The organism is Streptomyces sp. DF42, assembly GCF_058267695.1.
In genome coordinates this window covers 7,909,237-7,924,895 of record NZ_CM177859.1, presented here as the reverse complement: position 1 = coordinate 7,924,895, position 15,659 = coordinate 7,909,237, and the positions used below count along the sequence as shown (strand labels likewise).

The window sequence follows — 15,659 nt, the reverse complement described above, 5'->3', positions numbered from 1 at the left end:
GTCGGTGTGGAACTGTAGAACAGTTCTACTGTTGAGCGCTAGGGGTCCAACTCGGTACGCTGACGCCATGACGGCACTCGACGGGTTGGTGGCCCGCAGGACGACGACCGCACAACAGATCGCGGACGGCCTTTCGCAGCGGATTCTCGCGGGGGCCTTCCGCCCCGGTGAACGCCTGCGCGAGAGTGCGATCGCGACCGAACTCGGCATCGCGCGCAACACGGTTCGCGAGGCGGTCCGTCTGCTCGAGCACGGCGGCCTGGTCCGGTTCGAGGTGAACCGCGGGGCCGTGATCATCTCTCCGACACACGAGACGGTCGCAGAGCTCTACACCGCCCGTCGGCACTTGGAGACGGCCGCACTGACGGCGCCCCTCTCCGCCGAGCAACTCGCGGTCGTGGAGGAGGCCTACTCCCGCCTCGAGACGGTGACCGCCTCACACGAGCGTGCTGACATCGTGGCCGCGGACCTGGCCTTTCACGCGGCAATCGTGGCAGCCCTCGGCAGTAGCCGCATCGACGCGTTCCATGCGGGACTGACCCGGGAACTGCGCTTCTACCTCATGGCCTTGTCCGCCCACGAGCGGGAGTACGAGAACCCGCGCAAGGTGGTCAGCGAGCACGAGCCGCTCATGGAAGCGATCCGGGCAGGCGACGCCAGGCGCGCACAGCGCGAGGCAAGCCATCACATCGAGACGAACGCCGAAAGGGTGCAGCGCATCCTGGCTGCCCACAACGACGGTTGACGCTCGCACCCGGCGCACGACGAAGACCGAACCGTCCTGCAGGGAAACGCTTCCGCATCGCGAACGCGTCGGTGAAATGGAAACGGTTTTCATATACGCTTCCGTCGAAGCCCCGTGATCACCACCGTCGGAAGACAAGAACGCGAACCATGAGAAAGCCCCGCCGCCGGCTGATAGCCGGCCTGCTCCTCGCTCCCCTTCTCACCGGCTGTTTCGCCTCCAACCAAGACGACTCGTCGTCCTCCGGCTCATCGGGCTCCGGGGAGGGAGCCCGGCTGCGCATGGCGCTGGCCTTCGCACCGACCGAGCACTACTCCCCTTACGGCCAGGACGCGTTCATCATGTCCCGGCTGGACGTCTCGGAAGGGCTGACCAAGCTGGACGCCAACGGCACCGCGATCCCCTCGCTCGCCGAGTCGTGGAGCAGCGACAAGGGCGACAGGAGCTGGGTTTTCACGCTGCGGCACGCCACGTTCCAGGACGGCACGGAGGTCACCGCCGAGGCCGTCGCCTCCGCCCTCGCTCACGCTGCCCGGGCCGAGCCGGCGCCCACCGCTCTGACCGGCGTGAAACTGACCGCCCGGGCCGAGGGCGAGAACCGGGTGCGGGTCGGCACCGGCGCGGCCGACCCGGTGCTGCCGCTGCGGCTGTCGAACCCGAGCCTGGCGATCTTCTCCCCGAAGGCGTACGAGAAGAACGGCACCGTGAACCCGGTCGGTACCGCAACCGGCCCCTTCGAGATCACGAAGATCACCGGCGACACGGCAGCAACCCTGAGCCGCTTCGACGACTACTGGGACGGCCGCGCCCAGGCCCCGGGCATCGATGTCCAGTTCATCGCCGACGGCGCCGCCCGCGCCAACGCCCTGCGCACCGGCCAGATGGACATCGCCCAGGCGATCCCCGTCTCGCAGATCGCCTCCCTGGACAAGGACACCGTCCACGACACGGACACGGCACGCGACACCAGCCTGTATCTGAACACCAAGTCCGGCCCCTTCACCGAACCGGGACTGCGGGCCGCGGCGCGCGAAGCCATCGGCACCGCCGTCATCGCCAAGCAGGTGTACGAGGGATACGCCGAACCCGCCCAGGGCCTGTTCGGCCCTGCCCTGCCCTGGACGTCCGGCAAGCGCGTCGCGCCCACCGGACGGACGAAGGCCACCAACCCCGACGGCAAGAGCATCACCATCGCCACCTACTCCACCCGGCCCGAGCTGCCCGAGGTCGCACAGGTGCTGCAACAGGACCTGGAAAAGGCCGGGTTCAAGGTGAAGCTGGTGGTGCGCAGTGACTCGCAGGTCGAAAGCGACATGCTGGCCGGGAAGTACGACGCCGCCGTGACCTCCCGCAACATGATGCTCGACACCGGCGACCCCGTCTCCGTCCTGGCCAGCGACTTCACCTGCCGCGGCACGTACAACCTGTCGCAGCTGTGCGACAGGAACGTCGACCGGCTCGTCGCCGCCGCCCAGGCAGAGCCCGACACCGGCAGACGACAGGACGCCGCCATGAAGGCCGAGGCGGCGATCCTCGGCACCGACGCGGTGATCCCCCTCGTCCACGTCAAGGCCGTCCTGGGCATCGCCAAGTCGGTGCAGGGCGCGCTGTTCGGCTGGGACGAGCGCCAGTACGTGGGAACAGGAACCCGGCGCTGAACCGCCCCTCCGGCCGCCCCGGTGGCCCCTCCGTTCTGCCTGCCGCCCTGCGCGCTCTCGCGCGGGGCGGCGGCCCCACGCTGCTGTGGCGGGCCGCGCTCACTGCCGCGCTGCTCTGCGGCATCGGCCTGCTGCCATGGCTGTCGCGAACCGACCCCGCGCTGACCGTACTCAAGGCCCGCTCCGCCGACCGCGATCCCACCCCAGAGGCACTGCGGGCCGTTCGGGACCAACTCGGCCTGAACGATGGTCCGTTGCCGCTGCTCGGGCACTGGCTGGGCGGGCTGCTGCATGGCGATGGGGGCCGCTCCTGGGTCTCCGGCAGCCAGGTGCTGCCCTCCGTCACGCAGGCCCTCGGCGTTTCCCTGATGCTGATGGCCGGGGCGGTCGCGGTCGCCATGTGCACGGCCGCCGCGGTGTCCGGCCGCACTCTGTGGCCGGGCTCCATGCGCCGTCTTGGCACCAGGCGTCCGGCCGGCACCGGATCGGCGGTGCTGGCCGCGCTGCCGGAGTTCCTCGTCGCCTCCGTACTCGCCTCGGTCATCGGCGTACAGCTGGGCTGGCTGCCCGCCCTCGGCTGGTACGGCCCGCAGTGGATGGTCCTGCCCTCCCTCGCCCTCGGTCTGCCGGCCGGGGCGGTCCTCGGGCGGCTCCTGGACGACCTGTTGCCCGGCGCGTTCGCCGAGCCGTGGGCGCTGGCCGCCGCTGCCCGCGGCCTCCCGCCCTCGTCCGTGGCCCGCAAGGCGCTGCGTCGCTGCGTGCCCGGGCTGCTGCCCAACCTGGGACTGTTCGTGGTGAGCCTGACCGGCGGAGCCGTCGCCGTGGAGCAGATCTTCGACATCCCCGGTCTGGGTCAACTCACCCTGCGCGCCGCCCTCGCCCAGGACCTGCCTGTTCTGCAGACCGGAACGCTCGCTCTGGTCCTGCTCGCCGCAGTCGTCAGTGCCCTGGCGCGGCTCGCCGCCCGGCTGCTCATCGGGCCCGGGCTGCGCGACGGCGCACTGCATTCCCTGCATCCGCCCGCACCGCCGGCGCGCAGCATCCTTCCCCTGCTGTACGGGGCACTGCTGGCCGCCGTCATCGGCCTCGGCCTGCCACGCGACCCGCTCGCGCTGAACCCGGCCGCCCGGCTCCAACCCCCCTCACGCGCACATGCGTTCGGCACGGACGCGCTCGGCCGGGACATCCTGGCCCGCGTCGCCCACGGTGCGCTCACCACTCTCGGCATCGCCCTGGCCGTCAGCGCCGCCGCCCTCGTCACCGGCGTCCTGCTGGGCCTGCTCCCCCGCCTTTCCGGACCCGTGTCAGACACCATCAACGCCATTCCACCCGTCCTGGCCGGACTCCTCGTCACCGGTCTCGCGGGCAGCGGCCCATGGACCCCGGCCATCGCCGTTGCCATCGGCGCCTGGACCCCCCTGGCCACCCACACCTCCGCCCTCCTCCAGCAGGAACGCGCCACCACTCACCTCACCGCCACCCGCGCCCTCGGCGCCACGGAGTGGCACCTGCTCACCCGGGAGTTGCTCCCACCCGTCCTGCCGCCCGTCGTCCGCCACGCCCTGCTCCGACTGCCCGGCATCGCCCTGCACCTGACCGCGCTCAGCTTCCTCGGCCTCGGTGCCCAGCCTCCCTCCCCCGAATGGGGCCTGCTGCTCGCCGAGAACCAGCCGTATGCCGAACGCGCCCCCTGGGCCGTCCTCGCCCCGGCCGCCGTCCTGGCCCTGCTCGGCGCGCTCGCGGTCACCGCGGCCGGTGGAGTACGCATCCCCCGGCCGAGGCGGCGGGCATCGTCCCACCCGAAAGCGCCCACGGACCGTCCCCGAGGGACGGCGCAAACGGTGCCGGAGCCACTTCGTACGCCCGTACTCACACCACCCAGCAAGTGATGGACACCTCCATGACCGATCTCATCTCCCGCATCTTCCTGACCCGCCGAACCGTCCGGCCCGCGAAGCCTTCCCGCGAGCGGATCTGGAAGCACCTGTCACCGCTCCTGCGGCTGTTTTCCTCACCCTCGGCCAGATGCTGGTCGTCCCCGCCGCCCGCGCCTGGGTGCCCGACCTCGCCGAGGACGGCCGCATCGGCCTCTACACCGGCGCGTTGTCCTCCGTGTCCGGCCTGATCGTCCTCATCGGCAGCTCGGCCACCGGCTCCCTGCTCGACCTGGGCCTCCCGGCCGCCATGCCGTGGCTTCTCCTCGCCGCCGTACCGGCACTTGCGGTGGGCCTGCTGCCGCGCCGCGGTCCTGCTTCGCCCTGAGGGCCCCGATGGGCTTGTCGGCGGTGAGGTGGACGATTCGACATGGGCCACAGCAGATCGGCATGCATCGTGGCCGTTGTGACATGGAGCAGGTGACAGGCGGAGAAGCGAGGCTCTGAGCAGCCGCACCGTGAAGGCGGCGGACTGTGAAGGAGCGATCTCATGGGCCGATACGATCTCGCCCTCATCGGCTTCGGCGGCGTCAATCGCGCGCTTGCCGAGCTCATATCCCACAGCGGGGAGCGCCTAGCGGAGGAGCTGGGCTTCGCCCTGCGAGTGGTGGCGATCACCGATCTGCGGGCCGGTTCCCTGGTGGACACCGACGGCATCGATCTGACGCCGCTGCTGGCCACCGAGCCAGGGGAGCTGAGCTTCGCGGGCCTGTCGGGCGGCAGCGCTGATCCGAACAACGAATGGGTGATCCGCGAGGTCCCGGCCGACATCGTGGTGGAGGCGACGTTCACCAACCCGACCGACGGCGAGCCCGCCCTCTCGCATGTGCGCTGGGCCCTGGAATCGGGCAAGCACGTGTGCACCACCAACAAGGGACCGGTCGCACTCGCCGGCCGCGCACTGAAGCAGCTGGCCGCCGAGCGTGGTGTCAGCTTCGAGTTCGAGGGCTCGGTGCTCAGCGGCACCCCCGTCCTGCGCACCGCCGAGCGCATGTTCGGCGGCCTTCAGATCACCGGCGTCCAGGGCATCATGAACGGCACCTCGAACTACATCCTGGGCCGCCTCGAAGAGGGCATCGAGCTGTCGGCGGCCATCACGGAAGCCCAGGACCTCGGATACGCCGAAGCCGATCCCACCGCGGACATCGAGGGCCACGACGTCCGGCTCAAGGTCATGATCCTGGCCAACGAGGTCCTGGGCGCCGACCTGCGCCGCGAAGACGTCTTCTGCGAGGGCATCACCGCGATCACCCCCCACGAGGTGCGGGACGCCGCCTCCAAGGGGCTGCGCTGGAAGCTGGTCGGCTCCGCCACCCGCCACGAGGACGGCAGCGTCGATGCCCGCGTCGCCCCCCTCGCCCTGCCCGCCCAGCACCCGCTCGCCGGGATCTCCGGCCCGGCCAACGCGGTCGCCTTCCACACCGACCTCCTAGGCACCGTCACGGTCTCCGGTCCGGGTGCCGGCCGCATCGAGACCGCCTACGCCCTGCTGTCGGACATCATCGCCATCCACCAGCGCCACGCGGACGACGACACCGCCCCCACGCGCCCCGTTCTCCAGGAGACCCACCGTGTCTGACACCGTCGTGCCGCCCGGCGTCGAACTCGGCACCGACACGGCGCCCGTGCACAACCCCTACACCGGCGAGGTCATCGCCTCGGTCCCCACCGTCGACGCAGACGCCGTCGGCGGCATCCTGCAGCAGGCCAGGTGCGGGCGCCGCACCGCGGCCGCGCTGTCCCGCGCCTCCCGGGCTGCGGTCCTGGAACGCGCCGCCCGCCTGATCGAGCGGCGCGCCGAGTCCTTCGCCCAGCTGATCGTCAGCGAGGCCGGCAAGACCATCACCCAGGCCCGCAAGGAAGTCGGCCGCGCGGTCAACACCCTGTCCCTGTCCGCGGCCGAGGCACGGCGCAACGCCGGCGAGGTCATCCCCTTCGACTCCCATGAGGGCTCGGAGAAACGGCAGGGCTGGTTCACCCGCGAGCCGCTGGGCATCATCGCCGCCATCACCCCGTTCAACGACCCCCTCAACCTGGTCGCCCACAAACTCGGCCCGGCCGTCGCCGGCGGCAACGCGGTCATCCTCAAACCGTCCGCCCTGACGCCGCTGTCCGCGCTGCGGCTGGTCGACACCCTCATCGAGGCCGGCCTGCCCGAGGAGATCGTCACTGTCGTCAACGGCAATGCCGACGTCGCCGCCGCGATCGTGGCCGCCCCCGACGTGCGCATGGTGTCCTTCACCGGCGGATTCGCCACCGGCGAGGCCATCTCCCGTACGGCCGGCCTGAAGAAGCTCGCCATGGACCTGGGCGGCAACGCCCCGGTCATCGTCATGGACGACGCCGACCTGGACGAGGCCGTCGCCTCCTGCGTCTCCGGCGCGTTCTGGGCCGCTGGCCAGAACTGCATCGGCACCCAGCGGATCCTCATCGCCCGCGAGGTCTACGAGCGCTTCCGCGACGCCTTCGTCGCCCGCACCAGAATGCTGCGCGTCGGCGACCCGCTCGACGAGCGCACCGACATCGGCCCCATGATCACCCAGCAGGCCGCGGCCGCCACCCGGGCCAAGGTCGACACGGCGGTGGCCGAGGGCGCGGAGCTGCTGTGCGGCAACGACGCCACCGGCGCCCTGTACGCGCCGACCGTCCTGGAAGACGTCCCGGCGATCTGCTCGATCTGGCAGGAGGAGGTGTTCGCCCCGGTCGTCGTGCTGCAGCCGTTCACTTCCTTCGAGGACGCCATCGAGCAGGCCAACGCCATCGACTACAGCCTCCACGCGGGCATCTTCACCTCGCGCCTGGACCGCGCCCTGAACGCGGCCCGGCTGCTGGAAGCCGGCGGAGTCATGATCAACGACTCGTCCGACTACCGCTTCGACGCCATGCCGTTCGGCGGATTCAAGTACGGCAGCATGGGCCGCGAAGGCGTGCGCTTCGCCTTCGAGGAGATGACCCAGCCCAAGGTCGTCTGCGTCAACCACATCACTGACGTGGTCCAATGACCGCCTTCCGTACCGAGCACGAAACCCTGGGCGCTGACGGCAGCACCGGCCGAGACCCCACTGGGACATCCACACCGCCGGGCGCTGGCCGTCCATCGAAGACCGATCCCACCACCACGCGTTCCGGGTGGATTTACGGACGAGGAGGTGTGGCGGCGCACGGCGCCCGCCGTCCACGCTGACCAGGAGCTGGGGCTGCGGGGCCTGCCGGAGAGCGCCGTCGCAAAGATTCTCCACGGTCTACGGGCCCCACACTGCCTCGGGCATCAAGACGTGGGACCACTTCCCACGGCCGTTGTGCGACCGGCGGCGGCAGATGCAGGCGCCGACTTTGGAGATGCTGCACGAGCCGGAGGCTTTCGAGACGCTCGTACGCGGAAGCTCCACACGCGGCGTGGTCCGGAGGATGCTGACGTGGCTGGGCGGGTTCGGCGCGACCTCGGATTCGAACGCGAGGCGGTGAAGCACTGGGCATACGACAACCTGCCGCGCCGGGAGGCAAGCGGCCGGGCGGCGCAGTGCAGCCGTACGTAAGGGCCATGAACCCGCTGTCGGAGAGCCTGCGTCTCCGGGCATGGCCCCCACTTCGGAGACGGTTCGCCCCAAGAGGACGGCTTCCCTCCTCCCTGGCACACCGACAACCAGCACACATCGCCCGTGGGCCGCCCCTGCATCGGGAATCACCCGGTTCGTGGTGGCCACGAAGGCGTGGCAGGCCCCGACCAGGTCGAGGAATTCGGCCGTCTGCTCGAAGTGCCGGATGACCGGGGCGAGTTCGCTGGTCCGCTCGAACTCCTCACGGGCCCGACGGCCCTGCTCGACCTGGGCATGGTTGACCGACTGACGCACCCGGTCGTCATGAGACAGGTCGAGTGCGGCTGAGCTCACTCAGCAATTCCCGTTTCCAGTCCTCCGAATCACCGCAAAACGGCGTCGCTTCACGGGTGGACAGTTCAGCAGCTGACAGACGGTCGTTGCGGGACATCAAGAGATGAGTCCCGCAACGACCGTCAGCCGAATGGTGATGCCGAGGTTACTGCGCCGAGGCGGCGGAAGTGGATGGGCTACCTGGTCTTGAACCGGTCCGGACGCACGAAGTCCAGGCCTTCGACGGTCTGTTTGCCGAGCGCCTCGTGTGCGGCGATGTGGCCGTAGCCGGTCGCCATTTTGAAGCCCTTCCCGGAGAACCCGGTGGCGCAGTAGATCCTGCTGTTTTCATCCAACCACCCGACGAGGGGATGCTTGTCCTCGGTGAAGAGGTCGGGGAAGGCGTCGGAGCGCACGATGGTGGGGGTCAGGCCGGGAAAGAATTCGGTGACGGTCTCGGTGACCTTTTCGGTTTCTTCCCGGGTGAGTTCCCTTGGCACGGAGTCCGGGTCGGGGGTTGTCCTTACGCGCCCGGACATTGGTGCGTCCACCGAAGCCTTGACCGTCACGCCGTCGACAGCGGGGGCGCCGTACAGGGAGCGATCGTCGTAGAGCCGGCTGAAGACAGGGAAGTTCTCCGGCGAGAACTGTGTGCCGTCCTGGGCGATGAACCAGGTCAGGACGATCCGATGGGTTTCCGTGACGGCCTTGAGGTGGTCGGGCATGAGCCTTCGGGACCAGCCGCCCGAGGCGACGATGACCTTCTCGAACGTCCAGCTTCTGTCGCCCGAGGCGACAACCACACCGTGTTCGGTTTCAGTGATGCTGTCGACCGGTGTGTTCCTAAGAACGGTGGCGCCGTTGGCCTGAGCCGCGGCGACGGCGGCGCTGACGGCGCGGTCGGTGCGCAGGACGCCGGCGCGAGGGTCGTAGACGGCGCAGTCGTCGGGGCGGAGGTTGTGCTGGGGGTAGCGTTCCGCCAACTCCTCCCGGCTGAGGACGTAGTGCTCGGCTCCGTTGATGCGCGTTGTCTCGAGGAGGTTGTTGATGAAGCTGCCTTTCGCCGTCCCGATGGACAGGCCCCCGGTACGCATGAGGATTTCCTGCCCGGTTTCCGCTTCGAGTTCGGCCCACAGACCGCGGGAGCGTTCCAGGATGGGGTAGTAGTCGGGCTTCCCGAAGTAGACCATGCGGAACAGTCGGGTGTCCCCGCCCACGGCACTGCGGCCGTGGGCGGGAGTGGCGGCCTCAAAGCCCACTACCGAGTCGGACAGCCGGGAGGCCTGCCACAGGGCCATGCTTCCGATGCTGCCCAAGCCGATGACTGCGAGTTTTGCGTCCATGAAAGCAGTTTCCTTCGTTTACTCGTGAAGTCCGGCGAGTCTGCTGCCGAATGTGGCCAGGAGTGAGGTCTTACTGGAATTCCTCCGCTCCTCCCACTGGTCGGCAATACCGAAGAGCCGGTACATGGCGTGCACGCCCAGCCAACGGATCGGCTCCGGTTCCCATTTCCGTGCCCGGTAGCCGACCCAGGGAAGGCTGGTCCGTTCGGTGTCCTTCTCGAAGGCGAGCTCCACGAGAGTTCTGCCGCCGACGTAGGCCGACGTGACGCCGTGTCCTGCGTAGCCGGTGGACGATCCGATCCCGGAGGCCGGGTCCCAGTGCACGCTGCCGTTCCAGTCACGCGTGACGCCCAGAACTCCCGACCAGGCGTGGTCCACCTCGAAGGGGATGTTCGGGAAGAAGGTACTGAGCTTGTGCGAGATCAGGTCGATGGTGGACTGGGCGGTCGCACCGGCTCCCCCGGTGCCGGACCCGAAGCGGTAGGGGACACCGCGGCCCCCCATGGCGATACGGCCGTCCGACGTCCGCTGGGCGTAGATGAACGTGTGCGCGGAGTCGTTGAGGCACTGGGGACCGTCCCAGCCGATCTCCTGCCACGCCTCCTCCGACAGGGGCTTGGTCACGATCATCGAGGAATTGACCGGGATCAGGGACCGGCTGCCCAGCAGCTGTCCCGAATAGCCTTCGGTGCAGACGAACGTCTTGGCCGCGGTGACGCGTCCGTTGGTCAGGGTGAGGGTTTTGCCCTCGACACTGTCCACTCGGCTGCCCTCGTAGATCCTGACCCCCATGGATGTCAGGGTGGCGGCGAGGCCGTAGACGAGTTTCGCGGGGTGGATCCGCGCGCAGTGCTTGTAGAAGAGCCCGCCGTGGACGGTGGAGATGTTGATCCGGCTTTGGAACTCCTCCCGGTCGAGCATCTGGATATCGTCTTCGGTCAGCCCGTACTTCAGGTCGGCATCACGTCTGGTGACAAGCCGTCCCAGCCCCGCCCGAGTGTGGGCGGCGACGAGCGCGCCGCCCTTGTGCTGATCGGCGTTGATGCCTTCGGCCTGGAGGATGTCCAGGACGGAGTCGACGCCGGCGACGAATTCCTGCTGCAGTGCCCGGCTCGCTTCCAGCCCTCCCCCGGCGCGGGCGAAGGTGGCACGGTTTCCCGGGGGCATGGCCGAGAGCCAGCCACCGTTGCGTCCTGAAGCGCCGTAGCCAACCTGCTCGGCCTCGAAGACGGCTACGGAGAGCGACGGTTCGAGCTTCTTGGCGAAGTACGCCGCCCAAAGGCCGGTGTAGCCGCCGCCGACAATGGCCACGTCGACGGAGTCCTGGCCGGTGAAGCGAGGGAACGACGGCCTCTCGTCAGCCAGTTGGGCCATCCAGAAGCCGAGCTCTCCGTTTCGGGTTGGTGCGGGAAGGGCGTTCATGTGTGTCCTTCTTCTGTGCCTGGGAACCGTGTGGGCCGGTGCTGGGAGGCGGTGTAGGCGCCGTCGACGGGGAGAGTTGCCCCGGTGGTGTACGAGGACTCAGACGATCCGAGGAAGAGGACGGGGTCGGCGATCTCCTCGGGGGTGGCGAAGCGTTCGAGCGGGATGTGCCCCTCACGCCGGCGGCGTGTGGCCTCGGGGTCGGACCTGCGCTGGAGCGGAGTCGCGGTGAGGCCCGGGGCGACCACGTGGACCCGGATGCTCCGGGGAGCCCATTCGATCGCCGCGCCCCTGGCGAGCATGATGAGGCCGCCGTCCGCGGCGGAGCACAGGACTTCCTTCGGGCTTGCCGACCATGCTGCCCATGATTGTTTCGCCGCTACACAGCGGTGCAGATCATCTGGATCTCGACCGGACTGTTGAGGGGTAGCCCGGCGACACCGATCGCGGTGCGGGCGTGCCGTCCGTTCTCGCCCAGCACCTCGATGAGCAGTTCACTGGCCGCGTTGGCGACCTGCGACTGCTCACCGAAGTCCGGCGTACTGGCCACGAAGACCAGCATCTGCACGATCCGCACCCGGTCCAGATCGCCCACCGCCTGCACGGCGGCGGCGAGGCAGTTGAGCGCGGCATGACGCGCGAGCTCCCGCGCCGTCTCCAGCTCCACGTCCCGGCCGACGACACCCTGACCCAGCAGCTCGCCGTCCTTGAAAGGAAGTTGGCCGGAGATGTGGATGCTGGAGCCCACCGTCCGGTGGTGCACGAAGTACGCGTTGCCGGCGAGGACGGGTAGCTTCAGTCCGAGGGTTCGGAGCCTTTCTGAAGCCGAGTCGCCCTTGACGCTTTGAGGCAGGGGCAGGCTCATGCCGCTAACGCCTTGCTGCGGATCATTTTCTCAGTTCTCCGCTCGGGCGTCAGGGGCGCGGCAGCCCGAAGAGGACCGGGAGGTCGGCGATGTCGGTGATCCGCTCGTAGCCGAGCCAGTGCTCGTCGTGCTCCCAGCCGCGGTCCATGTACACCTTGTTCTTGATGCCCATGATGGCCGCGGGGCGGTGGTCGTACATCGGGCTCGCGGAGACGTGGACGATCTCGTCGGGTGTCACGCCGAGCTTGTCGAACATGTACTCGAACGCGCGGAGTCGCGGCTTGTAGACGCCCATCTCCTCGGCGCTGATGACGTCTGCGAACGGGGCCTTGAGGTTCTCCGCGAGGCGCACGGCGTGCGCGGTGTCACTGTTGGTGATGATGACCAGCGGGACGTGTTCGGCCAGGCGGTTCAGCGCCTCGGTGACACCGGGGTACGGGCCCCAGGTGGGGATGCGCTCGTACACCGCCTGCGCCTCGTCCTCGCGGTACTCCAAACCGACCTTGCGCAATGCGCGTTCCATGGAACGCGCGACGACCTGGCGGAACGGCTGGTACGCGCCCGTGCACTCGTCGATCCGGTACGCCTTGCAGATCCGCAGGTACTCGTCGGCGACCTCGGCCGGCAGCCGGTCGCCCAGGACCTCGCGCATCGCGTCGTTGATGCTGAACTTGATCAGCGTGCCGTTCATGTCGAACGTCACGAACTTGGGCTTGACATCGAATCCCATGAGTCCTCCTAGTTCTTCAGCGGAGCAGCCTGAGGTGCTCTGGTCGATTGTCGACCATCTTAGGTCGATTGTCGACCAGCTGGCATCGACTGTCAACCAACTTCATGGCCGGCCTGCGCTCCCTCGGACAGTTCTCCACCCCTGCTCCTCGGTGCTCCTCTCGTCGTGGCCATGAGCGAGGAGACTCGCTGGTGATCGTGACAAACTCCAACGAGCCCATGTCAAACACCTCGTGGAGAACCTCCAGGCCCCGTTCGAGGTCGTGATCACCGCTGAGGAGATGGGCGTCCACAAGCCCCGGCTGCGCGCCTTCGAACAGTCGATGTCGAGCAGGCGGCGAGGATCGGAAACATCACCGATCTGCCAGGTGCTCGGCGTCCCACGCAAGACCTGGTGCGACCGGATGAAGAAGGCCGAACAGTCGGCGGCCGGAGGCGCGGAGGCGCTGCGTCGCACATCCTCTGCACCGCCGAGCCAGGGACCGCCGCGCTCCCCTCGCTCATCGCCGCGCAGACCGGGCAGGTCACCGAATCGCGGCCGGTCGGCTCTGCTGGACACGTCACAGCAGGCCGCTTGGTCCGGTTCCGCCCCCACCACGGCGCCTGCACCCCACTCAGGTCCCCAAGTGCCCGCGCCGCCGGACTGGCATTCGGCCTGACAACCAAACGGCACCACCCAAGACAGCCTGTCACCACGACCCTGAGCCGGCAGGGGCACGGCTGTGAATTCAGGGGGCTCCGTGCGCAGATGGCCAACTTGACGTGTAGAGGCAAAACCGGCGGAGGTATAGTCGACAAACGACCAAGTGGTCGACAATGAGCAAGGGAGGGCGACGGGGTGGACCACAAGTTCGAGTGGCAGGAGCAGCGGACGACGACGCCGGACGGCGTCTACCGCACACTGCGTGCCGCCATTCTCGATGGGACCGTACCTCCCGGTGGACAGCTGCGCGAGGCGCACATCGCCAAGGATCTCGGGATCAGCCGGTCCCCGCTCCGCGAGGCGCTGACCAAGCTGGAGGAGGAAGGACTCGTCGTAAAGATCCCCTACCGCGGGGCGTTCGTCGTAGAGGTGAGCGCTCGCGAGGTCGCCGAGATCGACTCGGTCCGGCTACGTGTCGAACCGTACGCCGCCGAGCTCTCGGCCGAAGCGCTGCGCGGTCCTGAGCGGCAGCGATTGCTGCAAACCGTCGAGGATCTCCGCCGGGCTATGGAGGAGAACGACATCCCGGCCAGCATCGACGCGCACCTTCGCTTCCACGGGCTCTTCTACGACCTGTCGGAGCACGGCGTCCTGCAGAGTCTTTGGAACGGCTGGGAGACCAAGCTGCGCCTCCACCTCAGCGTCGATCACCGCACCTACAGCGACAACCCGCATCAATTGGTCGTCGAGCACGAGAGGTTGGCGGCGGTTGCCCTGGAAGGCGACACCGACGCGTTCCGCCAGGAACTGGCTGCCCATTTCCCCATGGGGCTGCGAGCCCAGACGGGAGATTCAGGGGACGGAAAGCCCGGCGTGTATGAGGCCATGCCGCCTGCGTAAAGCGTCCAAGCCCGCTCGCCACGGTGACGTCGTAGGCCGATGCCGGGAAGTCAAAAATCGCTGGTTCAGGTGAAGCCGCGGCGGCCGAGCTGCTGGCGCGTGCCTGAGCCGGGTTCGGTCGGCCGGAGGCGGTGGTCGGCGATGCCCGGTGCGCCACCCACGCTATGGAGGACCAGCTCGGCGCGCTCGGCCTGGTCCTCAACGCCCTCCTGCTGCGGACCACGAAGTACATCGACGCCGCCGTTGCCCAGCTGAAGGGCGAGGGCCATGAGCTGCGCGAGGAGGACATCGCGCGACTGTCCCCCGCCCAAGCACCGCAAGCTGAACCTGCTTGGCCGCTGCAGCTTCACCGCCTGCGTCCCGGCCGCCGACGCCCTGCGGCCACTGCGGGACCCGGACGCGGGCGAACTCGACGACGGTAACGACGGCTATGCCGCATGAGCCACGGGCGGCACCACCGATCCAACCGGGCGGCGGAGGCCGTGTGATAGCTGTCTTCTGTTCCTCGACGTGTGCCAACGGACACGGTCGCGGTTGGCGCAACTCAGCGGTCGCGGCCCTGGATCCGTGCGGCGGCACGGTGCAACTCGGCAAGGACGGTGCGGACAGCCTTTCGGGCGGTGCGCTCGGGCCGGTGGAGGACGTCGATGTCGCGTCGAGCATGTACTCCGCCGAGCGGCTTGAGGACGACGTCGGGGTGCGGCCGAGCGGTCCAACGGGGCAGCAGCGCGAGCCCGCCGCCGGCGGCGACGGCCTCGGCGACCACCGCGAATTCGTTGATGCGGTGGACGATGTCGAGCCGACTGTTCGCGACGCTCGCGATGGCTTCGATGATGGACATCAGCGGGAAGCCGTCGTGCACCGTGATCCACGGCTGATCCGCCACGTCCCGCGGCGTAAGCAGCGGCTTGGACGCCAGCACATGGCCAGGCGGCAGGGCGACGTCGATGGGCTCGCTCAGCAACGTGGTGGAGGTCACTGTGCGTGGCCACGGAGGACCGTGATCGAAACGGTGGGCGAGCACGAGATCGTAGTGACAGGTAAGGGCCGGGACGCGGTCCTGGGCGACGTCCTCGTCCGTGAGCGCCAGGCGGGGTTGTCCGGGGTCGGCGTGGCTGCGCAGCAGGATCGGGAAGAACGCGGACGCCGCGCTGTGGAATGCGGCCAGCGAGACGGTGCCGTCAGGCTTCTCGGCGAAGTCGGTGACGGTGTGCCGGGCTTGGGCCAGGGCTGTCTCGACCTTGATGGCAGCGGCCGCCAGAGCCTGCCCGGCGTCGGTCAGTACCAATCGGCGTCCAGCGCGTTCGGTGAGCGGTAGGGGAATTGCGCGCTGCAGCAGCCGCAGCTGCTGCGAGATCGCGGAAGGCGTCACGTGTAGCGCTTCGGCGACCGCGCTGACGCTGCCGAGGTCTCCCAGTTCGCGCAGGATCCGCAGCTGCCGTTCATCCATATGGAAAGTGTAGCGCTGCTACATCTTGGATTTAGACGTTGCTTGTGGCCTTCAATATGCCTGCGAGGCAGTGTGGGCGCATGCATGTCGCCCGCCGCACC

13 protein-coding genes and 2 pseudogenes are annotated in these 15,659 nt (G+C 68.7%); 8 read left to right on the top strand and 7 right to left on the bottom strand.

The features are described 5' to 3' along the window. The first annotated feature begins 67 nt into the window (after positions 1-67). The 6 genes and pseudogenes from ACYUED_RS36275 (at position 68) to ACYUED_RS36250 (ending at position 7,339) form a co-directional block, all read left to right on the top strand. Entirely contained in the window at positions 68-745 is a 678-nt protein-coding gene (locus ACYUED_RS36275; protein ID WP_491288818.1) for a GntR family transcriptional regulator, read from the top strand. A 149-nt stretch (positions 746-894) separates the two neighbouring features. Next, the gene (locus tag ACYUED_RS36270; protein WP_491288817.1) at positions 895-2,403 is read left to right on the top strand and encodes an ABC transporter substrate-binding protein; all 1,509 of its coding nucleotides are present in this window, start codon (positions 895-897) and stop codon (positions 2,401-2,403) included. Positions 2,404-2,450: 47 nt separating this feature from the next. Next, positions 2,451-4,292: an ABC transporter permease subunit gene (locus ACYUED_RS36265; protein WP_491294595.1), complete on the top strand. Its 1,842-nt coding sequence runs from the start codon at positions 2,451-2,453 to the stop codon at positions 4,290-4,292. Between the two features lie 106 nt (positions 4,293-4,398). Continuing rightward, a pseudogene (locus ACYUED_RS36260) lies at positions 4,399-4,665 on the top strand (MFS transporter); the annotation flags it as partial. 162 nt (positions 4,666-4,827) lie between these two features. After that, a complete protein-coding gene (locus tag ACYUED_RS36255) occupies positions 4,828-5,916 on the top strand; it encodes a homoserine dehydrogenase (protein ID WP_491288816.1) in 1,089 nt (362 codons plus the stop codon). Continuing rightward, positions 5,909-7,339, top strand: a complete 1,431-nt coding sequence (locus tag ACYUED_RS36250) for an aldehyde dehydrogenase family protein (protein ID WP_491288815.1) — start codon at positions 5,909-5,911, stop codon at positions 7,337-7,339. Before ACYUED_RS36255 ends, ACYUED_RS36250 begins: the two co-directional genes overlap by 8 nt. 240 nt (positions 7,340-7,579) lie before the next feature. Here the strand turns inward: ACYUED_RS36250 and ACYUED_RS36245 are convergent, their stop codons facing one another. The 6 genes from ACYUED_RS36245 to ACYUED_RS36220 all read right to left on the bottom strand — a co-directional run bounded on the left by ACYUED_RS36245 (position 7,580) and on the right by ACYUED_RS36220 (position 12,566). Beyond that, a complete protein-coding gene (locus ACYUED_RS36245) occupies positions 7,580-8,188 on the bottom strand; it encodes a DUF6192 family protein (RefSeq protein ID WP_491288814.1) in 609 nt (202 codons plus the stop codon). Between the two features lie 215 nt (positions 8,189-8,403). Next, positions 8,404-9,549: an N-methyl-L-tryptophan oxidase gene (gene solA, locus ACYUED_RS36240; RefSeq protein WP_491288813.1), complete on the bottom strand. Its 1,146-nt coding sequence runs from the start codon at positions 9,547-9,549 to the stop codon at positions 8,404-8,406. 18 nt (positions 9,550-9,567) lie between these two features. Continuing rightward, the gene (locus ACYUED_RS36235; protein WP_491288812.1) at positions 9,568-10,971 is read right to left on the bottom strand and encodes an NAD(P)/FAD-dependent oxidoreductase; all 1,404 of its coding nucleotides are present in this window, start codon (positions 10,969-10,971) and stop codon (positions 9,568-9,570) included. Further along, positions 10,968-11,366 (bottom strand): SDR family NAD(P)-dependent oxidoreductase, encoded by a 399-nt coding sequence (locus tag ACYUED_RS36230; protein WP_491294594.1) that lies wholly within the window; start codon positions 11,364-11,366, stop codon positions 10,968-10,970. The genes ACYUED_RS36235 and ACYUED_RS36230 overlap by 4 nt, the downstream gene beginning before the upstream one ends. After that, positions 11,351-11,836: a RidA family protein gene (locus ACYUED_RS36225; RefSeq protein WP_491288811.1), complete on the bottom strand. Its 486-nt coding sequence runs from the start codon at positions 11,834-11,836 to the stop codon at positions 11,351-11,353. The genes ACYUED_RS36230 and ACYUED_RS36225 overlap by 16 nt, the downstream gene beginning before the upstream one ends. A 49-nt stretch (positions 11,837-11,885) precedes the next feature. Next, complete coding sequence (locus ACYUED_RS36220) at positions 11,886-12,566, bottom strand: haloacid dehalogenase type II (protein WP_491288810.1); 681 nt, start codon at positions 12,564-12,566, stop codon at positions 11,886-11,888. 837 nt (positions 12,567-13,403) lie between these two features. On the opposite strand from ACYUED_RS36220, the gene ACYUED_RS36215 reads away from it, so the two are divergent. After that, positions 13,404-14,108, top strand: a complete 705-nt coding sequence (locus tag ACYUED_RS36215; RefSeq protein ID WP_491288809.1) for a GntR family transcriptional regulator — start codon at positions 13,404-13,406, stop codon at positions 14,106-14,108. 164 nt (positions 14,109-14,272) lie between these two features. Then, a pseudogene (locus ACYUED_RS36210) lies at positions 14,273-14,549 on the top strand (Tn3 family transposase); the annotation flags it as partial. A 103-nt stretch (positions 14,550-14,652) separates the two neighbouring features. Here the strand turns inward: ACYUED_RS36210 and ACYUED_RS36205 are convergent. Further along, a complete protein-coding gene (locus ACYUED_RS36205; protein ID WP_491288808.1) occupies positions 14,653-15,558 on the bottom strand; it encodes a LysR substrate-binding domain-containing protein in 906 nt (301 codons plus the stop codon). Positions 15,559-15,659: the final 101 nt, after the last annotated feature.